General features: G+C 44.1%; 19 protein-coding genes and 1 riboswitch. Of the genes, 14 read left to right on the top strand and 5 right to left on the bottom strand.

Features of this window, described 5'->3' with window-relative positions:
* The first annotated feature begins 2 nt into the window (after positions 1-2).
* On the top strand, positions 3-1130 hold the full coding sequence (locus JMW85_RS01145; RefSeq protein ID WP_201580690.1) for a hypothetical protein: 1128 nt from the start codon (positions 3-5) through the stop codon (positions 1128-1130).
* 72 nt (positions 1131-1202) lie between these two features.
* On the opposite strand, the gene thiC is transcribed toward JMW85_RS01145, so the two are convergent.
* Complete coding sequence (gene thiC, locus JMW85_RS01150; RefSeq protein ID WP_201580691.1) at positions 1203-3143, bottom strand: phosphomethylpyrimidine synthase ThiC; 1941 nt, start codon at positions 3141-3143, stop codon at positions 1203-1205.
* A gap of 245 nt (positions 3144-3388) precedes the next feature.
* Positions 3389-3533, bottom strand: a riboswitch (TPP riboswitch).
* Between the two features lie 292 nt (positions 3534-3825).
* Here thiC and pstS point away from each other — a divergent pair.
* The 5 genes from pstS to phoU all read left to right on the top strand — a co-directional run bounded on the left by pstS (position 3826) and on the right by phoU (position 9086).
* A complete protein-coding gene (pstS, locus tag JMW85_RS01155) occupies positions 3826-4989 on the top strand; it encodes a phosphate ABC transporter substrate-binding protein PstS (protein ID WP_201580692.1) in 1164 nt (387 codons plus the stop codon).
* 196 nt (positions 4990-5185) lie between these two features.
* Complete coding sequence (pstC, locus tag JMW85_RS01160) at positions 5186-6139, top strand: phosphate ABC transporter permease subunit PstC (protein WP_087814869.1); 954 nt, start codon at positions 5186-5188, stop codon at positions 6137-6139.
* Between the two features lie 91 nt (positions 6140-6230).
* Complete coding sequence (pstA, locus tag JMW85_RS01165; RefSeq protein WP_045454893.1) at positions 6231-7136, top strand: phosphate ABC transporter permease PstA; 906 nt, start codon at positions 6231-6233, stop codon at positions 7134-7136.
* A gap of 97 nt (positions 7137-7233) precedes the next feature.
* Positions 7234-8160, top strand: coding sequence for a phosphate ABC transporter ATP-binding protein PstB (gene pstB, locus JMW85_RS01170; RefSeq protein WP_201502068.1), 927 nt, complete (start codon positions 7234-7236; stop codon positions 8158-8160).
* A 119-nt stretch (positions 8161-8279) separates the two neighbouring features.
* A complete protein-coding gene (gene phoU / locus JMW85_RS01175) occupies positions 8280-9086 on the top strand; it encodes a phosphate signaling complex protein PhoU (protein ID WP_055123676.1) in 807 nt (268 codons plus the stop codon).
* An 89-nt stretch (positions 9087-9175) separates the two neighbouring features.
* Here phoU and JMW85_RS01180 read toward each other — a convergent pair whose 3' ends face one another.
* Positions 9176-9466 (bottom strand): oxidative damage protection protein, encoded by a 291-nt coding sequence (locus JMW85_RS01180; protein ID WP_045443086.1) that lies wholly within the window; start codon positions 9464-9466, stop codon positions 9176-9178.
* A gap of 304 nt (positions 9467-9770) precedes the next feature.
* On the bottom strand, positions 9771-11144 hold the full coding sequence (gene argH / locus JMW85_RS01185) for an argininosuccinate lyase (protein ID WP_201581216.1): 1374 nt from the start codon (positions 11142-11144) through the stop codon (positions 9771-9773).
* 125 nt (positions 11145-11269) lie between these two features.
* Here argH and JMW85_RS01190 point away from each other — a divergent pair, with 125 nt between their 5' ends.
* From JMW85_RS01190 to JMW85_RS01215, 6 genes are all read left to right on the top strand, one after another.
* The gene (locus tag JMW85_RS01190; RefSeq protein WP_201580693.1) at positions 11270-12421 is read left to right on the top strand and encodes a sensor histidine kinase; all 1152 of its coding nucleotides are present in this window, start codon (positions 11270-11272) and stop codon (positions 12419-12421) included.
* Positions 12422-12724: 303 nt separating this feature from the next.
* Positions 12725-13462 carry a LytR/AlgR family response regulator transcription factor gene (locus tag JMW85_RS01195; RefSeq protein WP_045443089.1) on the top strand — a complete coding sequence of 246 codons (738 nt, stop codon included), beginning with the start codon at positions 12725-12727 and terminating at the stop codon, positions 13460-13462.
* Positions 13463-13679: 217 nt separating this feature from the next.
* Positions 13680-14714 carry a hydroxymethylbilane synthase gene (gene hemC / locus JMW85_RS01200; RefSeq protein WP_055123673.1) on the top strand — a complete coding sequence of 345 codons (1035 nt, stop codon included), beginning with the start codon at positions 13680-13682 and terminating at the stop codon, positions 14712-14714.
* A 98-nt stretch (positions 14715-14812) separates the two neighbouring features.
* Positions 14813-15811 carry a uroporphyrinogen-III synthase gene (locus JMW85_RS01205; protein WP_201580694.1) on the top strand — a complete coding sequence of 333 codons (999 nt, stop codon included), beginning with the start codon at positions 14813-14815 and terminating at the stop codon, positions 15809-15811.
* A gap of 93 nt (positions 15812-15904) precedes the next feature.
* Positions 15905-16882 (top strand): hypothetical protein, encoded by a 978-nt coding sequence (locus JMW85_RS01210; RefSeq protein WP_201580695.1) that lies wholly within the window; start codon positions 15905-15907, stop codon positions 16880-16882.
* 52 nt (positions 16883-16934) lie between these two features.
* Positions 16935-17423, top strand: coding sequence for an acyl-CoA thioesterase (locus JMW85_RS01215; RefSeq protein ID WP_201580696.1), 489 nt, complete (start codon positions 16935-16937; stop codon positions 17421-17423).
* Positions 17424-17545: 122 nt separating this feature from the next.
* On the opposite strand, the gene ribBA is transcribed toward JMW85_RS01215, so the two are convergent.
* Together ribBA and JMW85_RS01225 are read right to left on the bottom strand one after the other, a co-directional pair.
* The gene (gene ribBA, locus JMW85_RS01220) at positions 17546-18658 is read right to left on the bottom strand and encodes a bifunctional 3,4-dihydroxy-2-butanone-4-phosphate synthase/GTP cyclohydrolase II (protein ID WP_055123670.1); all 1113 of its coding nucleotides are present in this window, start codon (positions 18656-18658) and stop codon (positions 17546-17548) included.
* 325 nt (positions 18659-18983) lie between these two features.
* Entirely contained in the window at positions 18984-20273 is a 1290-nt protein-coding gene (locus tag JMW85_RS01225; RefSeq protein ID WP_201580697.1) for a replication-associated recombination protein A, read from the bottom strand.
* 502 nt (positions 20274-20775) lie between these two features.
* Between JMW85_RS01225 and JMW85_RS01230 the strand changes: the two genes are divergently transcribed.
* Both JMW85_RS01230 and JMW85_RS01235 read left to right on the top strand, forming a co-directional pair.
* The gene (locus JMW85_RS01230; RefSeq protein WP_201581217.1) at positions 20776-21258 is read left to right on the top strand and encodes a type IV secretion protein Rhs; all 483 of its coding nucleotides are present in this window, start codon (positions 20776-20778) and stop codon (positions 21256-21258) included.
* Positions 21259-21330: 72 nt separating this feature from the next.
* Positions 21331-22281 (top strand): hypothetical protein, encoded by a 951-nt coding sequence (locus JMW85_RS01235; protein ID WP_201580698.1) that lies wholly within the window; start codon positions 21331-21333, stop codon positions 22279-22281.
* Positions 22282-22451: the final 170 nt, after the last annotated feature.

Consider the following 22451-nt stretch of genomic DNA (forward strand, 5'->3'; position numbering starts at 1 on the left):
AGTTGAAGGCTGTAAATAGCTTTGTGATTCGCGAACAGCTAGCTGACGAGCCATTTGAGAGAATATTAATGCGTAGGATCATTTTAGGATTGCTTTTATTAAGCCACAGTATGTTTAGCTATGCCAATATGGCGTCTCCAATTATCGACGGTACTAATGCCAGTACGGCATATTCAAGCAAAGATATCGATATATTGTCTGAAAACATAGATATCAATATTGCTGAAGGTTTTAATCAAGCTGACTATGATGTCACTTATGAAATTTATAGCGCTAAAGAAGGCGATCGAATACCTTTTGTTTTTGAGGTGTTCGATAACATAGATAATGATGCAGACAAAAGCTTTATAGTCGAAGTCGATGGGCAAGCGGTACCAGTACTTATCAATTATGATTATGAAAGTCATTCAAAATCATTGCCTGCTTATTATGATCCGGAAACGGATACGGCTGTGCCGTTCAATAATGATGCTAAATACTTTGAGATACACTTAAGCGAAGGCAATCATGTCATTAATGTTAAATATTCTGCCTATCCTACAATAAACCGTAGTGATTGGACCAATCAATATATCTATAGCTATTCATTAAAACCTGCCAAAACTTGGAAAAGCTTTGGTGACTTGACCGTTACTCTAAAGATTGCTGATGAGTCGAAATATTTGAAGACTAATCTTGGCGAACCTTTAAGTGGGATGATAAAAGCAGATTCTAAGTGGTTTTTTGATCATCTGCCTCAAAATGTTCTTGAGATATCTTATCAACCACAACCAATGCCTCTAGCAAAGTGGTTAATTAACTTAGACTCATTAATACTTCTGTTGTTTTTAATATGTTTGTTAGGGGGTGCTCACTATGGACTTATGTATTGGAGCCGGAAGAAAAGCCTTAAAAGAGCATGGATGGTCACATGGTTAGGGATTCTGATAGTTCCATTTATCGTATTGATGATAGTTTTCTATAAGATTTGTCTTATAGATTGGTTACTGGGCGAGCATGCCAGCAGGTATCATGGTTATACTATTTTTATTATTATCTTTGGCTATCCACTGACTTTGCTTGTTTATTTAATCATTATGAAGTTATGCGATTCTTATTTGAAACGGGTTTTTTACAACCCTCACAAGTAGGTACAAAAAAAGCTTGAACTCAGTGGATGGATTCAAGCTTTTTAAGTTAGCCAGTTTTCAGTAAGTAAAGCACTACACCTCTTTAATAACATGACCTACATTGGTTGAATCATCCGATTTCGGAGTTGATTTTTTATTAGCGGCATCTTTATCTAGCCCTGCCGCATAATCCCGCACGTTCTGAGTGATCTTCATTGAGCAAAACTTAGGTCCACACATCGAGCAAAAGTGCGCCGTCTTATGCGCGTCTTTGGGTAAGGTTTCATCATGGAACTCACGAGCTGTATCAGGGTCGAGCGCCAGATTGAACTGGTCGTCCCAGCGGAATTCAAATCGGGCTTTAGATAACGCATTATCACGAGCTTGTGCGCCCGGATGTCCTTTGGCAAGGTCGGCGGCATGAGCAGCGATTTTATAAGTGATGATACCGTCTTTAACATCTTTTTTATTAGGCAGACCTAAATGCTCTTTTGGCGTCACATAGCACAGCATCGCGGTACCAAACCAGCCGATCATTGCCGCACCAATGGCGCTAGTAATATGGTCGTAACCGGGTGCGATATCGGTGGTTAAGGGTCCTAAGGTATAAAAAGGTGCGTCGGCACAAACTTCTAACTGCAAATCCATATTTTCTTTAATACGGTTCATCGCCACGTGTCCTGGACCTTCAATCATGACCTGCACGTCATGCTTCCAAGCGATTTGAGTCAACTCGCCAAGGGTACGCAGCTCACCAAATTGCGCCTCATCATTGGCATCTTGCAAGCAGCCTGGACGTAAGCCATCGCCTAGACTAAACGCCACATCGTACTGCTTCATGATTTCACATATATCTTCAAAATGAGTATATAAAAAGCTCTCTTTATTATGAAACATGCACCACTGCGCCATGATAGATCCGCCACGCGAGACGATGCCCGTCAAGCGTCTAGCAGTTAGCGGCACATACCGCAACAGTACACCGGCGTGAATCGTAAAGTAATCGACACCTTGTTCGGCTTGCTCAATCAAGGTATCACGAAAGATTTCCCACGTTAAATCTTCTGCCACGCCATCGACTTTTTCGAGTGCTTGATAAATAGGGACGGTACCAATCGGCACTGGCGAGTTACGAATCAGCCATTCGCGCGTTTCGTGAATATGATTGCCAGTCGACAAATCCATGATGTTATCCGCACCCCAACGTGTGGCCCATGTCATTTTAGACACTTCTTCATCAATAGAAGAACCGAGCGCTGAATTACCGATATTGGCGTTAATTTTAACCAAAAAGTTGCGTCCGATAATCATCGGTTCAGATTCTGGATGGTTAATGTTATTTGGAATAATGGCGCGACCTGCCGCTACTTCGCTACGCACAAATTCAGGGGTAATAACAGTGGGCGTATTGGCGCCAAAGTTCTCACCATCGTGCTGACGCATATCGGTCAGCTCATGCTGCTTTTGCGTTTCGCGAATGGCGATATATTCCATTTCTGGGGTGATGATGCCGCGGCGTGCATAGTACATCTGCGTGACGTTGCCAGCTTTGCCATCGACAGTTTTGGCGCGGCGTGGTTTGTCGATATGAGCAAATCGTAGATTGGCAGTGCTGATATCGCGGGCGCGTGCCATTCCGTAAGCGCTCGATAATCCGCTTAATTGCTCGGTATCGCCGCGCTCATTTATCCAGCCTTCACGCAGCTTTGGTAAGCCTTTGGTCAAATCAATCTCGACGTTGGGATCGGTATAAACGCCAGAGGTGTCATAAACATAAAATGGTGGGTTCTGTTCCCATTCGTTCTCAGAAACGCCTTGCACAGGGGTAGGATCAAGCGTGATTTCACGCATGGGTACTTGAATATCGGATCTAGAGCCTTCGATATAAACTTTACGGGAGGCGGGGAGTATGCGGTGTAAATCGCGAGCGTCTTCTTCGAAACGAGCATCACTGGCACTGCGGTGAGCAGGGGTTTTTAGCGCATCTGTCTTAGAAGTTTTTTGAGCAGGGGAAGTGGCTAATAAAGTTGTCATATGCTGTCCTAGCGTGTTGTTTTGAATAAAAGCAACACCGCCAGTAGCTGCGGGGGTAGCATCTGTAATCCAGACAAATTCAGTTTATGAGCATCAGCCTACGACCAAACAATATCGTCACGGATGATGCTTATCAAACGTTGGACGCAGCTTTATATCAGTCTTCACCACTTAATAGTACATCACGCACATTAAAATAGTAATGAGGATAAAAAGGCATTTCTGCACGTCCTTTGCCATAAATAACAAAGTGCTTAAGACTTCCCTGCGTCGGTACTAACCGCATCAGGTTCGGCGGGTGATCTCTCAGCGAATGTATAAAGGCGACCACTTTAATAAAGCAAGTTTAGTAAAGCGAGCCAATAATACACCGCACCCCGAGTCTGTCAGTGTTGTAAATCAACTCAATACTAACAAAGTTCTGCAATGAGGGCTAATGATATTTAGATGAAAATATCAGGCTTTGAGTTTGAGGTTCGATGTTTTTATGAGAACGACTCTAGAGTACCAGTGATTGAAATCACTTGATATTACTGAGCTGTAGATAACTTATCTAAATATTATGTAAAGCGAATGAAAGATTGCAGAGGTTGTCATTAAACTGTCATAAAGATTTGGCAAGATAGCACGCATGTCACAAACAATGCTTTTTTGTATCGTTGTTAAACTTTAGGAGTCCTACATGCGTTATTCGTTATTAGCAGTGGCCGTTAGTTGTACATTAGTGCTTACGGCATGTAATAAATCGACTGAAACGACAGAGCCAGCTGCGGATAGCAGTAGCGCTGTTACCACCACTGAAGCAACTACTCAGACAACATCTGCTTCTGCAGCAGGTTTTAAATCTGCTGAGAATATCGCTATGAATATCACGGGTGCAGGGGCATCGTTCCCGCAGCCTATTTATGCTAAATGGTCTTACGACTACAACGCTGCTACCGGTGGTCAAGTCAACTATCAGTCGATTGGCTCTTCTGGTGGTATCAAACAAATCGAATCAAAGACAGTCGATTTTGGGGCGTCTGACGCGCCGATGACGCCTGAAGAGCTAGACGCAGCAGGCTTGATTCAATTTCCGACGGTTATCGGCGGTGTTGTACCTATCGTCAACATCGATGGTGTTGAGCCGGGCGCGTTGAAATTAGACGGTGCAATGTTGGCAGACATCTATTTGGGTAAGATTAGCAACTGGAATGACCCTGCTATCAAAGCCATGAACCCAGATTTGACCTTGCCAGATGCAGCAATCACCACGGTATTCCGCTCAGATGGTTCTGGCACAACGTTTAACTTTACGGATTATCTAGCCAAAGTCTCGCCAGACTGGAAAGACACAGTTGGTGTTGATAAGACCGTGAAATGGCCAACGTCAGCGACTGGTGCTGGCGGTAAAGGTAACGAAGGGGTTTCAAGCTACGTAAACCGTATGAAAAACTCTATCGGCTACGTTGAGTATGCTTATGCTAAGCAAAACAACATGTCACATACTGCATTGAAAAACGCTGCTGGCAACGTCGTTCAGCCATCTGCTGAGACATTTGCTGCGGCAGGTGATATCGACTGGTCACAGCAAGCAGGCTTTTATAAAGTCATCACCAACTCTGAGACTGAGCAAGCATGGCCGATCGCTGCTGCGACCTTTATCCTAGTACATAAGCAGCCAGAGAATCCTCAGCAAGTGGCTGGCGTGTTGAACTTCTTTGATTGGGCTTATAGCCAAGGTGATGACGATGCCATGGCACTAGACTATGTTCCATTTTCTGATACGGCAGTTGCCTTATTCAAGGAAAAATGGAATGAGGTAAAAGGCAGTGATGGACAGCCTGTTTATAAGCCTGCTCAGTAACCTATTTCTGCTAAATATTCTTTAATACCTTGTCAGTGCCTTACTAGTCCCTTTCGAGTTATCCTCTCGAATAACTATTCTCCGGTAGTTATTTGAGAGGTTTTATCACAGCAAATTTGATGACAAGTTTGTTGTGATAAAACCGAATGAATGCTTCTACTATTTTGACTTGATTCTATTTAATGCTGAGACACTTATGAATGATTTAAGGTCCCAACTGGCTAAACAAAAGCGCTATGACTTATTGTTTGTGAATGCCACCAAGGCTTTTGCCATATTAGTACTCTTATCGTTGGGCGGCATTTTAGTCTCCTTGATCATCGGAGCGTGGCCGAGCATTCAGGCATTTGGTCTTGGATTTTATACCAGTAATAATTGGGATACGGTCGCCAATGAATACGGTGCTCTTGCCCCTATTTATGGCACGCTAGTAACGTCATTTATAGCTATTCTCATTGCAGTACCAATCAGTTTTGGTATTGCCATATTTTTGACCGAGATGTGCCCAACATTCCTCAAAAAACCACTTGGTATTGCCATTGAGTTATTAGCGGGTATCCCTTCTATCATTTACGGTATGTGGGGTTTGTTTGTCTTTGCGCCTTTCTTCGGTGATCACATTCAGCCATGGTTCATTGAGCACATTGGCCCACTACCTATCATCGGTAAGCTATTTACGGGCGCGCCAATGGGATTGGGTATGTTTACCGCCTCGCTAGTACTTGCCATCATGATTATTCCATTTATCGCCGCCACCATGCGAGATGTTTTTTCGGTCGTGCCAGACCTGCTTAAAGAGTCGGCATATGGTATGGGCGCGACGACGTGGGAAGTTATGTTCAAGATCATTTTGCCATATACCAAAGCTGGCGTGGTTGGTGGCGTGATCTTAGGACTGGGTCGGGCATTGGGTGAGACGATGGCAGTGACTTTCTTGATTGGTAATGCCTTTAACATCAGTCCGAGTCTATTTACCTCTGGTGTCACCATTACCTCAGCTTTAGCTAACGAGTTTGCCGAAGCGTCCAGCGAGCTACATCTGGCTTCTTTATTACATTTAGGCTTAATCTTATTTGTCATCACCTTCATCGTGCTGTCTTTAGCCAAATTAATGCTCATGCGCATGGATCACAAGGCAGGCAATCGGTAGTCGTTTGACAATCTCGATAGGTCTTTTACGGATTTATTGGACATCAATAAACATTGATAGATATTGATAAAAGATATGGGAAATAAATAGTATGGCTGCTAACAATGCGATCAATGCACCACTACCGACTCAGCCAAACAGCGCTAGCCGCTACAATCAAAACCTTTATAACAAGCGCCGTTTGACCAACAAGTTAGGTCTAGGCTTTGCCATGTCGGCGATGGTTTTTGGACTATTTTGGTTGTTTTGGATATTGTTGACGCTCTTTGTTGAAGGCTTTCAAGGTATTGTGCAGCTGCCTATTTTTACTGCTGATACACCGCCACCGATGAGTGCGGGCGGGCTGCGTAACGCCATTGTCGGTTCAGTAATGCTCGCGTTTTCAGGATTGTTTATCGGTGCACCTATTGGCCTCATGACGGGTATTTATTTATCCGAGTTCGCTCAAGGCAGTATGCTTGGCAAGGTAACGCGTTTCTTAAATGATATTTTGTTATCCGCACCCTCGATTGTGATTGGTCTCTTTATTTATGCATTAATGGTAAAAGGTCAAAGTTTCTCTGGTTGGGCAGGCGCGTTGGCCTTGGCATTAATCGTTATTCCTGTGGTCGTGCGTACCACTGAGAATATGCTCAATCTGGTTCCTAATAGCATTCGTGAAGCGGCTTACGCACTTGGCACACCCAAGTGGAAAATGGTGACTCAAGTAACGATTAAGGCGGCTAGAGCAGGACTGACCACTGGGGTGTTACTGGCATTTGCTCGAATCACCGGTGAGACAGCACCGTTGCTATTTACGGCGCTTAACAACCAATATTTCAGTACAGATATGGGTCAGCCTATTGCCAACTTGCCCAATACCATCTACCAGTTTGCGATGAGTCCTTATGATAACTGGCATACCTTAGCGTGGGCGGCAGCGTTGCTGATCACGACCTCTGTCTTGGTATTAAACATTTTGGCAAGGTTCATCGGTAGTAGAGGTCAGGCTAAATAAAGACTGATGGTAAATTAAGGCTTGTCCTAGATTACCTCGAGCATTTACTTCCATTTATATTCATTGAGCTGGGTTGGAACATATTATGAATGACGTCATGAGTAAAATCCGTACAAAAAAGCCTGTCGATAAATTCAATGCGGCAGATAAATTTAATCCAACAACAGACAGTTTATTAAACAGACCGATGTCGACGGCAGCACAAATAGAGCAGCCAGATATTGCCAGCCTAACCAAACAGACGCTTCATGATATTCCCAAAAACATGCCTGCAGCAAAAATGCAAATTCGAGATCTGAATTTTTATTATGGTGACTTTCAAGCGCTAAAAAATATCAATATCGATATTCCTGATAAAAAAGTCACTGCTTTCATTGGTCCTTCAGGTTGCGGCAAGTCGACGCTGTTGCGTACCTTCAACCGTATGTATGATTTATATCCAGGTATGCGGGCAGAAGGCAATATTAATCTTGATGGCAACAATATCTTGGGTAAAGACGTCGATGTCAATTTGCTACGCGCCCAAGTCGGTATGGTCTTTCAGAAACCAACCCCGTTCCCGATGTCAATCTATGACAATGTCGCCTTTGGAGTACGCCTTTATGAAAAGTTGAGCAAGGCTGAGCTAGACAATCGGGTAGAGTGGGCACTCAAAAAATCTGCATTATGGCCAGAAGTAAAAGACAAGCTCAAAGCATCAGGGCTTTCGTTATCAGGCGGTCAGCAGCAACGCTTGTGTATTGCGCGTAGCGTCGCGACCAAGCCTGAAGTATTGCTGCTTGATGAGCCGACATCAGCGCTTGACCCTATCTCGACAGGTGCGATCGAAGATTTGATTGAAGACTTAAAACAGGATTACACCATTGCCATTGTCACGCATAACATGCAACAGGCCGCGCGCGTGTCAGATTACACCGTCTATATGTACTTAGGCGATATGATTGAGATGGGCGAGACCGACCAGATATTTACCAAGCCTGCCCAAACCGCCACAGAAGATTATATTACGGGTCGTTATGGCTAACATCGCGGTCTGAGCAAGGACGACGTGCTCGATATGTTCAATAAGATATCGTGAGCCAATCTGTTCGACTCAACAGCCACACCGCGCTACCAAAATATGGATTTTAGGGAATACCTCTTATGCAAAGCGATAAGCATATCTCCAAAAGTTTTGACCAAGATCTTGATGAAGCTATCCGTTTATTTTTATACATGGGTGATAGCGCGGCCAACCAAGTGGCGAAAGCGATCCATGCGCTTATCGATAAAAATGAGACACTGGCGCAAGAGGTGATTGATATGGACTTTGATATCAATCGAATGGAAGTCGAGTTGGATGAGCATATCTTGCTATTGGTCGCCAAACGCCAGCCCGCCGCCAGTGATTTACGCTTGGTCATGTCCATCAGTAAAGGCGTGGTTGATTTAGAACGCATCGGTGATGAAGCCGTGAAAATCGCTCAGATGGCCAAAAAAATTGCGGCACAAGGTAAACTGTCATACGGTTATGCGGAGGTGCAACACCTCAGCAATCAGGTTCGTTTGATGCTGCACAATGCGCTAGAGGCATTTAGCCAATCGAATGCTGAGCAAGCGTTTGAGGTCATGCGTAACGATAGCATGGTCAATGATGAGTATCAGTCAGCCATCCGTGCTTTGATGACCTATATTATGGAAGATTCACGGCACGTTTCAAAAGTCATCAATATTATGTGGGTATTGCGCGCGCTTGAGCGGGTAGGCGATCATGCACAAAATATTGCAGAACTGGTGATTAACTATATTAGTGGGCAAGATGTGCGTCATTCCGACTATGCGCTGGTCGAAAAAGCGGTGCAAGAAGCCAATGACCGTATGGCGGCGCGCCAAGTCAGCACCCTGTCTGCCACTAAACCTGCCGTCAAGTCAGCCACGGATTTTGTAGACTCAAACGGTGATGAGGGCTGAAAAAAACAGTTCATCGTTAATTTTACATCCAAAAAAACGCGCTATATTAAATAGCGCGTTTTTTATATTGTGGCAATAATAAAAAACAATTAGCTCTCTGGCGTCCAACCTTGTGCACGCTCATAATCTTCATTATCTAAAAATTTATCCCGTTGTTCGGTGAGGAATTTTTTGGCAGCAGGATCTAACATGCTTAGATGGTTTTCATTAATCAGCATCGTTTGCTGTTCAAGCCATTCTTTCCACGCTTTGTCAGATACCGTTTCCTGTAGCTCCTGACCTTTTTTATTAGGAAAAGGCGGGTGCGGCATTTTTGGCAATTCTTGCTGATATTTACGGCAAAATACCGTATTGGCTTGGGGATTAAAAGTCTCAGTCATAAGGCGTTCCTTATTATGTATGGATCTTTATAAATATGTTATTGAATCACTCATGAGAATAGTTATACCAAACCCAAAAAGTAAGATTAGCTGTGTCAAACTCGCTTAGTCTACAAGGCGTAGTACTTTCATTCGTTTTCCTTGCTACTCTAATTTCTGTGAATGGTATTAGTTAGCACCTATTCAGCATAAGTGACTTAAATATTATTAGCTGAATTTACTTTACCTCATCATGGTATCAAAAACACCCGCAGCAGGGGCGGGTGTTTTTGATAGTAGAAGCTGTCAGGTCAACAATGCGTTTTTACGCAAACACTTCTAAACGACTGCGACCGCGAGCAACGGCTTGCTTAACTTGATTTGGCGCTGTACCACCTAAGTGGTCACGGGCTGCTAGTGAGCCTTCTAACGTTAGATAGTCAAATACATCATCACCGATAGCATCGCTAAATTGCTGTAGCTGCGCCAGTGATAAGTCACTCAAATCAACACCTTCTTTGATACCTAAGGCGACAGCGTTACCGACCACTTCATGAGCATCACGGAAAGCCACACCACGACGTACCAAATAATCGGCCAAATCCGTCGCTGTTGCATAGCCTTTCATTGTGGCAGCGCGCATGTTTTCTTTATTTGGGTTGATATTCGGTAGCATATCAGCAAAAGCCAATAAACAGCCGGTAAGGGTGTCGACGCAATCAAACAACGGCTCTTTGTCTTCTTGGTTGTCTTTGTTATAAGCCAGTGGCTGACTCTTCATTAGACTTAAAAGTGTCATTAACTGCCCAAAGACACGTGCTGCTTTACCGCGGACCAACTCTGGCACATCAGGATTTTTCTTTTGCGGCATGATAGAGGAGCCAGTACAAAAGCGATCAGGGATTTGCACAAAGTTAAACTGCGCTGACATCCATAGGATAATCTCTTCGCTCATCCGTGACATATGCATCATAAGGATAGACGCGGCAGAGGTAAACTCAATAGCAAAATCACGGTCAGAAACCGCATCTAGCGAGTTTTGGCAAATACCTTCGAAACCTAACAGCTCAGCAGTAATGGTACGATCAATGGGGAATGTCGTGCCAGCAAGGGCAGCACTACCAAGTGGCATCTGATTGATACGGCGGCGCGCATCGACCAGACGTTCGGTATCGCGATATAACATCTCAAACCACGCCATGACGTGATGACCAAAGCTCACTGGCTGCGCCGTTTGTAAATGCGTAAAGCCGGGCATAATAGTGTCAGTATGCTGCTCAGCCAAATCAAGCAAACCACTTTGCAAGCGTACTAATAAGGCAATGATATTATCAGTCTCTTCGCGTAGCCAAAGACGAATATCGGTGGCAACCTGATCGTTACGGCTACGACCCGTATGCAGCTTTTTACCAACAGCGCCGATGATGTCAGTCAAGCGCGACTCAACATTCATGTGCACGTCTTCTAGCGCGATTGACCAGTTAAACTCGCCAGCCTCAATCTCGCGCAGTACCTGATGCAGACCATCAATAATGGTGGCTACTTCGTCAGCGGTCAAAATGTCACATTCTTTAAGCATGGTCGCGTGGGCGATTGAGCCTTGAATATCGTGACGAGCAAAGCGTTGGTCAAAGCCAACAGAGGCGGTGAAGGCAGCGACAAAGCTGTCCGTCGCTTCACTGAAGCGTCCGCCCCACATCTGCTGGCCTTGGCTGTTTGAAGGACTGCTTACAGGGTTGTTTTGTGCAGCGTTATTTGTTATCGGAGCATCTGTGCTAGAATCAGAGACAGATGGGTTTACATTTGATTCGGGACTACTAGGTTTTGAAGAATTGGCGTTCATATCGGTACAAGACAAGTCAGCAGAATAAGAGCTCAAGTATAGCAAAGGATGAGGTTGCCTTACTAGCGGAGCGCTTAGAGTTTTTTATTCCCAAGCTCATGGAAGTCATGAAGCCTTGGCAGTGGTTCATTTATATCTTTTTTTGGTCACTATTCGTCACGGTAATAAATCGCTATGATATTGCCACGTGGTCAGATTTTTTGATTCAGCTGTTTAGCAGAGTCCTGCAAAACACCTTGAGTATTATTCCTTCCTTATACATCATTGATTATTTGCGCCCCATTTTTAAGGGCATGAGCATACCTAAAGCCAGCATGTATGTGCTTGCCTTACTCATGGTGGCATCTACCATATCCATGATTTTAGTCATGCTGGTGATGATTAACATTGGTTGGTTTGAATATGATCGTCAAACTTTTATTCTAAATATATTATTTGATGCGGTGATTAGTGGTGGCTTTACCTTAGTGTTCTTACTGTATTTTTTACGCCGTTATCGCGAGACGAATGCGCTCAAACAATCGTTTGAGCAGAAATTGAGTGCACAAAATGATGTGATCAAAGCACGAATCGCTCCGCATTTTTTCTTTAATACCATTAATACCCTTGTGTCACTGATAGAGTCCAATCCAGCAAGAGCTTCTGCTTTATTACAGCACGTTTCTGCCTTATTCCGTGCCAGTTTCAATGGGGCACGAGAGATTAGTTTTGAAGAAGAAATTGCTCTTTGTGAGCACTATCTAGCGATTGAGTCTAGCCGCTTAGCGGATAAGCTTGAAGTGAGTTGGCAATTGCCTGACGAAGATGTCATGTATGACATGGTGATTACTGCCTTGACCTTACAGAGCGTGCTAGAAAAAATGCTGCTGAATGTGGTGGAGATGACCACTGAAACCATTTATATCAATATTAGAGTCACTTGGCAGCAGCATCGGGTTGTGATTACGATTGGTGTCGCGCTGCCGAAAAAAACCATGATTATTAACCATGATTTACGTCAGCACATGAACTTTTATATTCAAGCGGAACGTTTACGGGCTTATTTCGGTCAAAGTGCGGATATTAAAAGTAGCGTTACCAGTAGTCGAATTATTACCGTCATCGACTATCCGCTGCAAGATGTTAGTTTATGACCGTTTTTTTGGGCTTAATTTTGTATTTTATTTCTCAAGAAATAGGTATGGCATACTTATTGCACCATGTTTATAGCTAATGGGTTGTTTTACTTTGTATTTAGCCATGATTCCCCATAAAAATTATTATCGATAAATGCATTGAAATAAAACTCAATGCACAAGGCTATCAACGTCAATATAGCCAGTTATTGTTTTATGAAATAATTAAAGGTTTTTATGCTAAGTGATTGGTAATGAGTGCTAATATGTTGGTAAGGCCATTGAAAAAAATACTAAGTTTATCCTGGGATTGGAGTTTGCATGCGTATCGTAGTTTGTGATGATGAGCCACTAGCACGTGAGCGTTTGGTTAGAATTGTACAGGAGTCAGGTCATCAAGTCGTTGCTCAAGCAACCACGGGTGCAGAAGCCATTATCGCTGTCAAAACTCAGCAGCCAGACATCATATTATTAGATATTCGTATGCCTGAGATGGATGGGGTGCGCTGTGCGCAAGAGCTTGCCAAGCTTGAGCATCCGCCAGCTATTATATTTGTCACCGCTTATGATCATTATGCCATTGCCGCGCTAAAAGCCAATGCGATTGGTTATTTATTAAAGCCTGCCAATAAAGATGAGTTACTAGAAGCACTAGATAAAGCGAAAAATTTGAACGCGGCGCAGTTAAATGAGATTCGTAAACTCGAAGACCCAACAGCGCGTCCAGTACGTGAGCATATCGCTGCTCGTACCCACCGAGGCGTTGAGCTCATTAAACTCAAAGATATCTATTATTTTACCGCCGATCAAAAGTACGTCAAAGTCCGTCACAAAGATGGCATTGTCCTGATTGATGAGACGCTAAAAGAGCTTGAACAAGAATTTGAGGATCGGCTGTTTCGGGTGCACCGTAATGCCATCATCAACCTTAGTTTTTTGGACTTTTTAGAAACGTTGGATGCAGGACAATATCAAATACGCTTTAAAGGCATTGATGAGACACTTGCGGTTAGCCGTCGTCACTTACCTGCATTACGTGACAAGATTCAAAGCATGTAAACTGCGGTTTGCATTGTGAAATAACAGCAAAATAACCGTGAAATAATCATCCCATATCATCAAACCCTTATTTATGCTTAAATAGGGGTATTTTTTTGCGTCAGCATTGACTATATATGGTTTATATCGCCCATTTTTTGTGGAAAATTTGCAGTATTGCTTAATACTGACATGCATAGTACTGATGTGAACAGTATCGAATTTATTGAGGCCCTTTATGAGCAATCCGCAGCAAACTGCTTTGACTACCTTGAATATTGCCACGCGTCAGAGCCCTTTAGCATTATGGCAAGCTGAGCATATCCGTGCTCGTCTACTAGATTTGTATCCTGAATTAACGATTAACTTGCTAAAAATTGTCACTAAGGGTGACAAGATTTTGGACACACCTTTGGCTAAAATTGGTGGTAAAGGTTTGTTTGTCAAAGAGCTTGAGCAAGCACTATATGATAAACAAGCGGACATCGCGGTACATTCATTAAAGGACGTACCGATGCAGCTTCCTGAAGGTTTGATGCTGGGCGTCTATTGCAAACGCGCCTCACCGACTGATGCTTTTGTGTCTAACACCTATAATAGTATTGATGAGTTGCCGCAAGGTGCAGTCGTTGGCACGTCAAGTTTGCGTCGTCAGTGTCAGCTTAAAGCCTATCGCCCAGACCTACAAATCAAAACCTTACGCGGTAACGTCGGTACACGTTTGGGCAAGCTAGATGCTGGCGAGTATGATGCGATTATTTTAGCGACCAGTGGTTTGCAGCGTATCGAGCTGGATGAGCGCATACGCGGCGAGCTTGATATCAATGCCTGCCTGCCTGCGGTTGGTCAAGGCGCCTTAGCGATCGAATGCCGCGAAGGTGATGATGAGGTGTTAAAATTACTGGCACCACTGAATGATGATAAAGCTCGTATCCGTCTCATTGCTGAGCGCGCGCTAAACCGTCACTTAGAGGGTGGCTGCCAAGTGCCCATTGCTGCTTATGCTGTGTTACAAATGGCGGATGAAACGAGCAGCAACAATGATGATAACGGTGACAATGGCAATAACGACAACGGCAATGTGTTATGGCTACGTGGCCGCGTCGGTCAAGCGGATGGCAGCGAGCTGCTAAAAGCAGAGAAGCGCGTCACGTTGATTGGCACACAAGCCGAGCAAGAAGTACAGGCTAATCAGCTTGGTATTGATGTTGCCAATATACTGCTTGCCGATGGTGCGGGTGATATCTTATCCGCGATTTATCATCCTGAATAACAGGCCAGTATTTTGATTATCTTAGTCATAGCCCCAGTATTATTGATGCTAGGGCTATCGTTAAGCCAATTCTATCAGTCTTTTGTCATGGTACGTCTATGTCATCAACATTAAATCACGCCCAGCTTATTGCTAACAGTCAATCAAATAATGAGTCATCACGCAAGCAAGTAGTCATCAATACTCGCCCAGTAGAGCGTGCCGCTGCATTGACGGATCATCTACAAGCAGCAGGGCTGACGGTGGTAGAGATACCGATGTTGACGTTACAACCGCGCCCAACAATTGAGCAAGACATGACACTAATGCGCCAGTGGCTAGCAGGCGATTATAAGGCGCTTGTGATTGTTAGCCCAACGGCGGCTGCTTCAGGACTGGCTGTTTGGCAAGCGCTTGAAGATGAGCGTCAAGCTCAAAACCATGACGATGATAATAATAATGAGCGAAAAGATATAGCAATTAATGCTCTGCAAGCCCCGAGCTACTTGATTGCCGTGGGTGAAGCGACCGCGTCGGTATTAAATAATGCCAAAATAGAGGCATCGAATTATCAAGTGCTTCAGCCTCACATTGCCAATAACGAAGGTATGCTAGCGATGCCTGAAATTGAACGTTTGCAAGCAGGTGACAAGTTGCTCGTGTGGCGCGGATTGGGTGGTAGGCGATTATTGGTCGATACGTTGCTGGCACGCGGTGTGCATATCGATAGCATTGCTTGGTATGAGCGCATAATGCCAGTCGATGCGATGGCTCAATATGAGCAGTGGCTAAAAGAGTTTTTAACCGATAATTTAACGCATAATATGATGCAAGATGCGTCGGCAGTGCAGCAACCAAAGCCAATCGTTGTGGTCAGTAGCGGTACAGCCTTTGAGCATTGGGAAAGCATCGTTCGGGCTGTAGCAGAAAAGGTATTAGAGCAAGAAACAGCCAGAGAAACTCCCGCTATTTTGCCTTATAAATTGTCAGACTTTTCTTATGTGGTGTTGGGTGAGCGTTTAGCCAATATGGTCGCTGAGCAGCAGTTAAGTTATTGGCGTGTGGAAGATTTGGCGCCAGAAACCATTCTTGCTGCTATCCATGCTAAAGCCTGTTAAATGTACCAACCGATGATCTGTCCTTATCTATTATGTTTCACTTTTTATTTATTCGCTTTAAACCTGTTTTGGCCAAAATAACGGTGCTGCCTTATGTCAATCAATTCTGAATCGTTATCTCAGGAACCTTCTGCTACTCAGCAGCGCCGACAAGCAAATGTGTTTTTGTTGCGCCTGCAGTGGCTGGTTATCTTGTTGCTTATCGCCGCCCTATTGTGGCTCTACATCAGCCAGCAGCGTTTCCAGCATAGTGTTAATGAGCGTTTGCAAAGCAACGAGCAAGTCGTCAGCCGTCTCAATGAGATGGACGATCGCATCTTTGCCATGAGTCAGCAGACGCTGCCAGAGCCTCGATCTGCCGCCAGTAGCCAAGCGCAAAACCAGTTAGATTTATTGCGTATTCAGATACAAGCCGCTGATAGATTATTGGCAGACAATAACGACAGTGCAGCGATTGATTTGTTGCGTGGTCTACACTGGCAGCTTTCGCAAAGTAGCAATGAGATTGCTCCAGCGCTAACGGTTGTGATCAAACAAAGCTTGATGAAAGACATCGAACGTTTGCAGGCAAGCAGCACTCAGCCCAGTCCTTGGCAGCTACAAAACCTCGCCATCCAAAATATTCAAGAGTTTTTGCACAGCTATGAGCGTGTGAGTAGCGAGGCGACACCGCACAATAGCATCGATAGTAATATGAGCCTCTCGCGCAAACAACTGACCATTCACGAAGTGATTATGACCTTGAATCTGGCCAGTCAAGCCAGTAATATGCGCGAACAAGAGCAGCTGGTTGGTTATCTGCGTCAAGCACGAAATCAACTACAAACCTTGGTGCCGAAGTCTGCTATTCCTCAAGAGTCAGCACCAAAGGCAGCCATGACTAATACTGAAAGTACCTCTAATGATGCGTCCGTAGGCAAAAAACAAACCTCTACCGACAAGAATCTACCAACCAGATCCTCTCCGACAAATATCGCAGAAGTTATAGATTGGTTAGATAAATTGATTGCCAATGCACCGAAACCAACGCCATTGTTGACCACTCAGATTTTGGATAAATCTCAGCGTTAGTGGTTCAGTGGATGTTGATTGATAGATTTATAAAAATAAGAGAAGTGACGTTATGGACAGTTTGAATCAAGCAGCACATGTAGCCTCTAATATCGCAGATAATCATCCTGACGAATTGTCACATTATCCCATTATTCATCACCAGCCCATTCACTGGGGCGAGATGGATGCGTTTAACCATTTAAATAATGTGATTTATTACCGTTATGCTGAATCAGCACGAATTGGCTATTTGCAGGCGCTAGGTATGTTTGATGGTAATATGGTGACGGTATTGGCACAATCTAGCTGCCAGTATTTACGCCCTGTGACTTATCCTGATACTTTGCTATTAGGAGTGCGCTGTCAGCGCTTGGGCAATACAAGTATCGTGATGGAATATAGCTACTATAGCACCGCGCAAGCGGCCATCGTCGCGACAGCTGAGGCAGTCGTGGTACGGCTCGATAGTGATGGAAAGCGTAAGTTAGCTTGGACAGAGGAAGAGCGCGCTCGGCTATTGGCATTAGAAGCAAAAGTTGGTCATATACCGAAGCTTTAGCACTGAATATTAAATAAATAGCAAAAGGGCACGCTAACGTAACGTTAGCGTGCCCTTTTGCTATTTGACTGCTATCTAATCAGCCAGTCAATCAGTCAATCAGTCAATCAGTCAATCAAACATTAATCTTGCTTTGGCGCATGTACGAAATCGATGACGTTCAAGTCAAAGCCTGATAATGCGTAAAACTTCATGGGTGATGATAATAAACGCATATCACGAACGCCTAAATGACGCAAAATCTGTGCACCAACACCAATGCTGCGATACGGCTGCTGAGTAATGGTCGATTGCGATTCATTGTCTGCCGCTTTGTCTAACGCCTCTCCTAAATCTATTGGCTGGTTGCTACCAATCCAAACTAATACGCCGCGATCTGAGTTGCTTATTTCCTCCAGCGCTGAGCGTACGCTCCAGCCGCTACGACCCGTCATATCATTTTTGGCAGCAAACAAGTCGCGTAGTGGATGAAAGCCATGGACACGGACAGTGCTGACGCCTTCGCTCACATCGCCTTTTACCAAAGCCAAATGCGTTTCATCAGCGCCAAATTCGCGGAAGCGATGTAGCGTAAAGGTGCCGTATTCCGTTTCAAAAGGACGCGACTCAATTTCTTCTACCGTTTGCTCGTTCGCGATGCGGTAGTTGATGAGGTCAGCAATTGTACCCATTTTGATGCCATGCTCTTCGGCAAATATCTCTAGATCATCACGGCGAGCCATCGTACCATCGGCATTGATGATTTCGACAATCACTGCTGCGGGCTCAAGCCCTGCTAGGCGTGCTAAATCACAACCAGCTTCGGTATGCCCAGCGCGGTGCAAGACGCCACCATTTTGAGCCATGATTGGGAAGATATGTCCAGGCTGGACGATGTCTTCAGGTTTTGCCGAAGAAGAAACCGCTGCTTGAATTGTACGAGCGCGATCAGCAGCAGAGATACCCGTTGTAACGCCTTCAGCGGCTTCGATAGAAACCGTAAAGTTGGTGCTAAATTTTGCTTCGTTACGATCAGACATCAGCGGCAACGCCAACTGTTGGCAGCGTGCTTGTGACAAGGTCAAGCAGACCAAACCACGTGCATGAGTAATCATAAAGTTAATATCTTCAGGGCGCACATGGGTCGCTGCCATAATGATATCACCTTCATTTTCACGGTCTTCATCATCCATTAAGATGACCATCTTGCCAGCACGAATGTCTTCGATAATCTCAGGAATCGTATTTAAACTCATAGTAAGTCTCAATATTTTATTATTTATAGATAGGTGTGATGTGGAATATAAAGCATTGTCTGTCTATTGTAGCAGTAGATGCTACAGAGCGCTGTTGCGGTTAGGCAAAGTGCATTGGATCAAATTGATCCACCGTAGACATTATCTAATCATTGCTTATATATCAATATGAGGACATTTTAACGCTTTTCAGCCCACTGTGCTGCTTCATCTCGAAACTATATGGACCAGTCTGTCAAATATAGTGATAAGTATTATTAATGGTAAAGCCGATTCACGTATTCAATGGTGTATTAAGCAAAGGGCTAATTGACCATGTGAGCCATCAGTCATTACTGGCTGCTTGGCTTTTTAGCCAATCCATAAACTGTTTGCTATGTTGCTCGCGTTGGTTGTCGGCAAATTCATAAAAGCTGCTACCAACTAAATTGTCTGGCAAATAGCTTTGCGGATAATAGTGATTGGGATAATCGTGTGGATAGGCGTAACCTTGACCATAGCCTTGATTGCGCATCAGTTTGGTTACGCCATTACGTAGGTGTAGCGGCACAGGAGAGGCATCTTTTTCTGCCAACGTCATGGCAGCATTGATGGCTTTATAAGTGCTGTTACTTTTGGCACTGGTCGCCAGATAAACCACTACTTGTCCCAAGATAATACGCGCTTCTGGCATACCAATTGATTGCACACTACGTAATGCTGCATCGGCAAGCAGTAAAGCATTAGGGTTGGCATTACCAATATCTTCACTGGCCAAGATGACCAAACGCCGCGCGATAAAATCAGCAGGCTCACCGCCAACTAACATCCGCGCCATCCAATAAAGCGCAGCATCAGGGTCTGAGCCACGTACGGACTTTATCATCGCCGAGATAATATCGTAATGCTGCTCGCCATCTTTGTCATAGCGAACTAGAGCTGTTTGGGCGACACGAGCGACCAATTCATCGTTAATGACGAGGGGTGATTGCTTAGTGTCCGCCGTTTGAATAGCCAGCTCTAATAAATTCAGCGCCTTTCTAGCATCGCCATGCGCCAGTTGGCTGATAGTGTCCTGTGCTTGTAAATCAACCGTCAAATTTTTCAGCACTGAATCTTCTGAAATTGCCCTTTGCAATACCGCACTGATTTGTTCAGGCGTCAGTGGCTCTAAACGATACACTTGGCAACGTGATAGCAGCGCATTATTGATGCTAAAGGACGGGTTTTCAGTTGTCGCACCAATCAAGGTAATATCACCAGATTCGACCGCGCCCAGTAAGGCATCCTGCTGAGCCTTGTTAAAGCGGTGTATCTCATCGATAAACACCACTGGCGATTCAAATGCCAATGAGTTCTTATTGTCTAACACTTCTCGCAGCTGTTTGACCCCAGTATTCAAGGCAGACAAGGCATGAAAAGGTCTGCCAACAGCATCAGCCAGCAGCATGGCAATAGTCGTTTTGCCGATGCCAGCTTCACCATGCAAAATAATCGATGGCAGATGCCCTTGTTCGACCAAACGCCGCAAGGGCGCACCTGCCGCTAGTAGATGTTCCTGACCAATGATTGCATCAAGTGTCGTTGGGCGCATACGCTGAGCAAGGGGTGTATCGGCATGAAAATTAGGCGGCATAGAAATCTCTATTATCAATTTAAACAGCTATCAATTAGTTCATAACGACAGTGATTAATGGGTTTTTATTGTTGCATCTAAATGACTACATCCTAGATTACATTCATCATTGCTATGGAAAAAGACCATATCTGTCTGTTTGGCATGATTTTCGCACTAATGAATATTAGACATGAGTAGTAAAAGTAGGCTAATTTATAAAGATGCTATTTGGTATGTGTCTTGGTATGTGTCTTGGTATGTGTCTTGGTATGTGTCTTGGTATGTGTCTTGGTATGTGTCATACAAGATAGGCTAACGCAGATTTACGTTAATAAAAGTCAATCAAGTGTACAGCTTATGTCCCAAATACTTTGATTTTTATGCTTTTATCCCTATTAACGGTTCAACAGCATTGATAGATCGCAGATATCACGCCCGATTTACGACCTATCATTTGTGATCATCCATTCATTAGGCATAAGGTATTACCGTCATGATGTCTCCGCCGATATTGCAGCGTATGTTTGCTCGGTATTTATATCGCAGTGCCAAGCAGCAATCACGTTTGCTTACTACAGGTGAGATAGCGCTGGCGCGGTCAGTATTTGGCGACAGTATCAATCTCGATGAGGTTCAGCTCAAGACTGCTTGGTGGGTGTTGAAACATTATGCCGTTAGTCCTAATGGCAATATTTATTTTAACCGAGCAGATTGGATAATAGATTTTAGCGATGCTTCATTGAGTAAAAAAAGTTGGTTGATACATGAATTGACCCATGTATGGCAATTACAGCAAGGCTTAAAAGTGGTGCGCGGTGCACTTATTGATCGCCGTTATGATTATGTGCTCAAGACAGGCAAATCCTTCTTTAACTACGGTATCGAACAGCAGGCGCGTATGGTTCAGGATTATTTTATTCGTCGTCAGCGTGGACAAGACTGTCAAGCATTAGAAACTTGTATTCCATTTTTAATCGTGAAGTCTGACGACAATATGAAGTGATATCCATTGGCAATGGATTGCCATGACGACTTTGGTTTTTATTATTTTGCCTTAACAAGGACACGTACCCTTATGTTTAAATTTTTGCCAAAAAAGCCCAATTATAAAATGAGTAAAGGTGTGGTTGATAATTCTATCAATCAAAACAACACCCTTTTACAGCACTCGTCAACCTTGCTTGCGGCAACACTCAGCGGCGTATTGCTGTTAAGTGGTTGTCAGCAGCAAGCAGAGACTCAACCTGCGCCAAAAGACAGTCAGAGCGTTGAAAAAACGAGCACTGAAGACAGTCAACCTATGCGCCCAAGTGATTCTGCTGCTGCCCGTATAAAGCAGTTTCAGCCCATATATGTCGCGCAAGCACAAAGGCTACAGCGTCGTTTACAAGCAGAGTATGAATCCTTACAAGCCGCTGATAGCTCAGATAGTGAGGATTCATTGCTGCTGAATGATGATACTGCTGCTAGCGATACTAATACTAATAACGTGATGAAGAATAACAGCGATTCAGCTGATAGCAACACACCATCTGCTGACACCACAGATGATGAAGTGGATATCCCCGCTGAGGCTGATATCAATACCAGTACGGAAGTTGGCGAGCGTGATTTAACGGTGTTAAAGCGCATTAGCCTTGAGCCGCGTAAGCCTGTCATGCTAACAGAAGATCAAATCATCGAAAGCTACCAGCAAGCGATGGAAGCGCTTTATCAGCCTGTGACGACACCTCTTAGCGCAGAAGATGTTGATACGTTAATCAATATCGCGACATTGGCTCCGCAGTTATTTGAGCATGCAGAAATTGCCGGTAGGCTCAGTGCCAAGAGCCCAGCATTAGCGCGTTTAATTATTCAGCATCAGGTTTGGGAGCAGATAGAAGCTCAGCAAGTGATTGATATGCAGCAGATGAAACTGAATCAACAAAAAGAATTTGAGACGCTTATGACTAAGTTTAATGACACCATTAAAGGTTATGATGAGCAAATTGCCAAGTATGAGCAGACACTAAAAGAATTCCAGTAGCCGTAATTCTGTCACTCAACCAGTTATTCATTCAGTAACGGATAGGGTTTCTATAAAATGTAATGTGGCTAACCGTATCAAATGAGACAGTAAGAACTATAAAACAAGAACCATAAAAAATCCCGCACGATGGCGGGATTTTTTATGGTTCTAAAAACTAAAATATAAGT

This window comes from Psychrobacter glacincola (assembly GCF_904846075.1).
Taxonomy (GTDB): domain Bacteria; phylum Pseudomonadota; class Gammaproteobacteria; order Pseudomonadales; family Moraxellaceae; genus Psychrobacter; species Psychrobacter glacincola_C.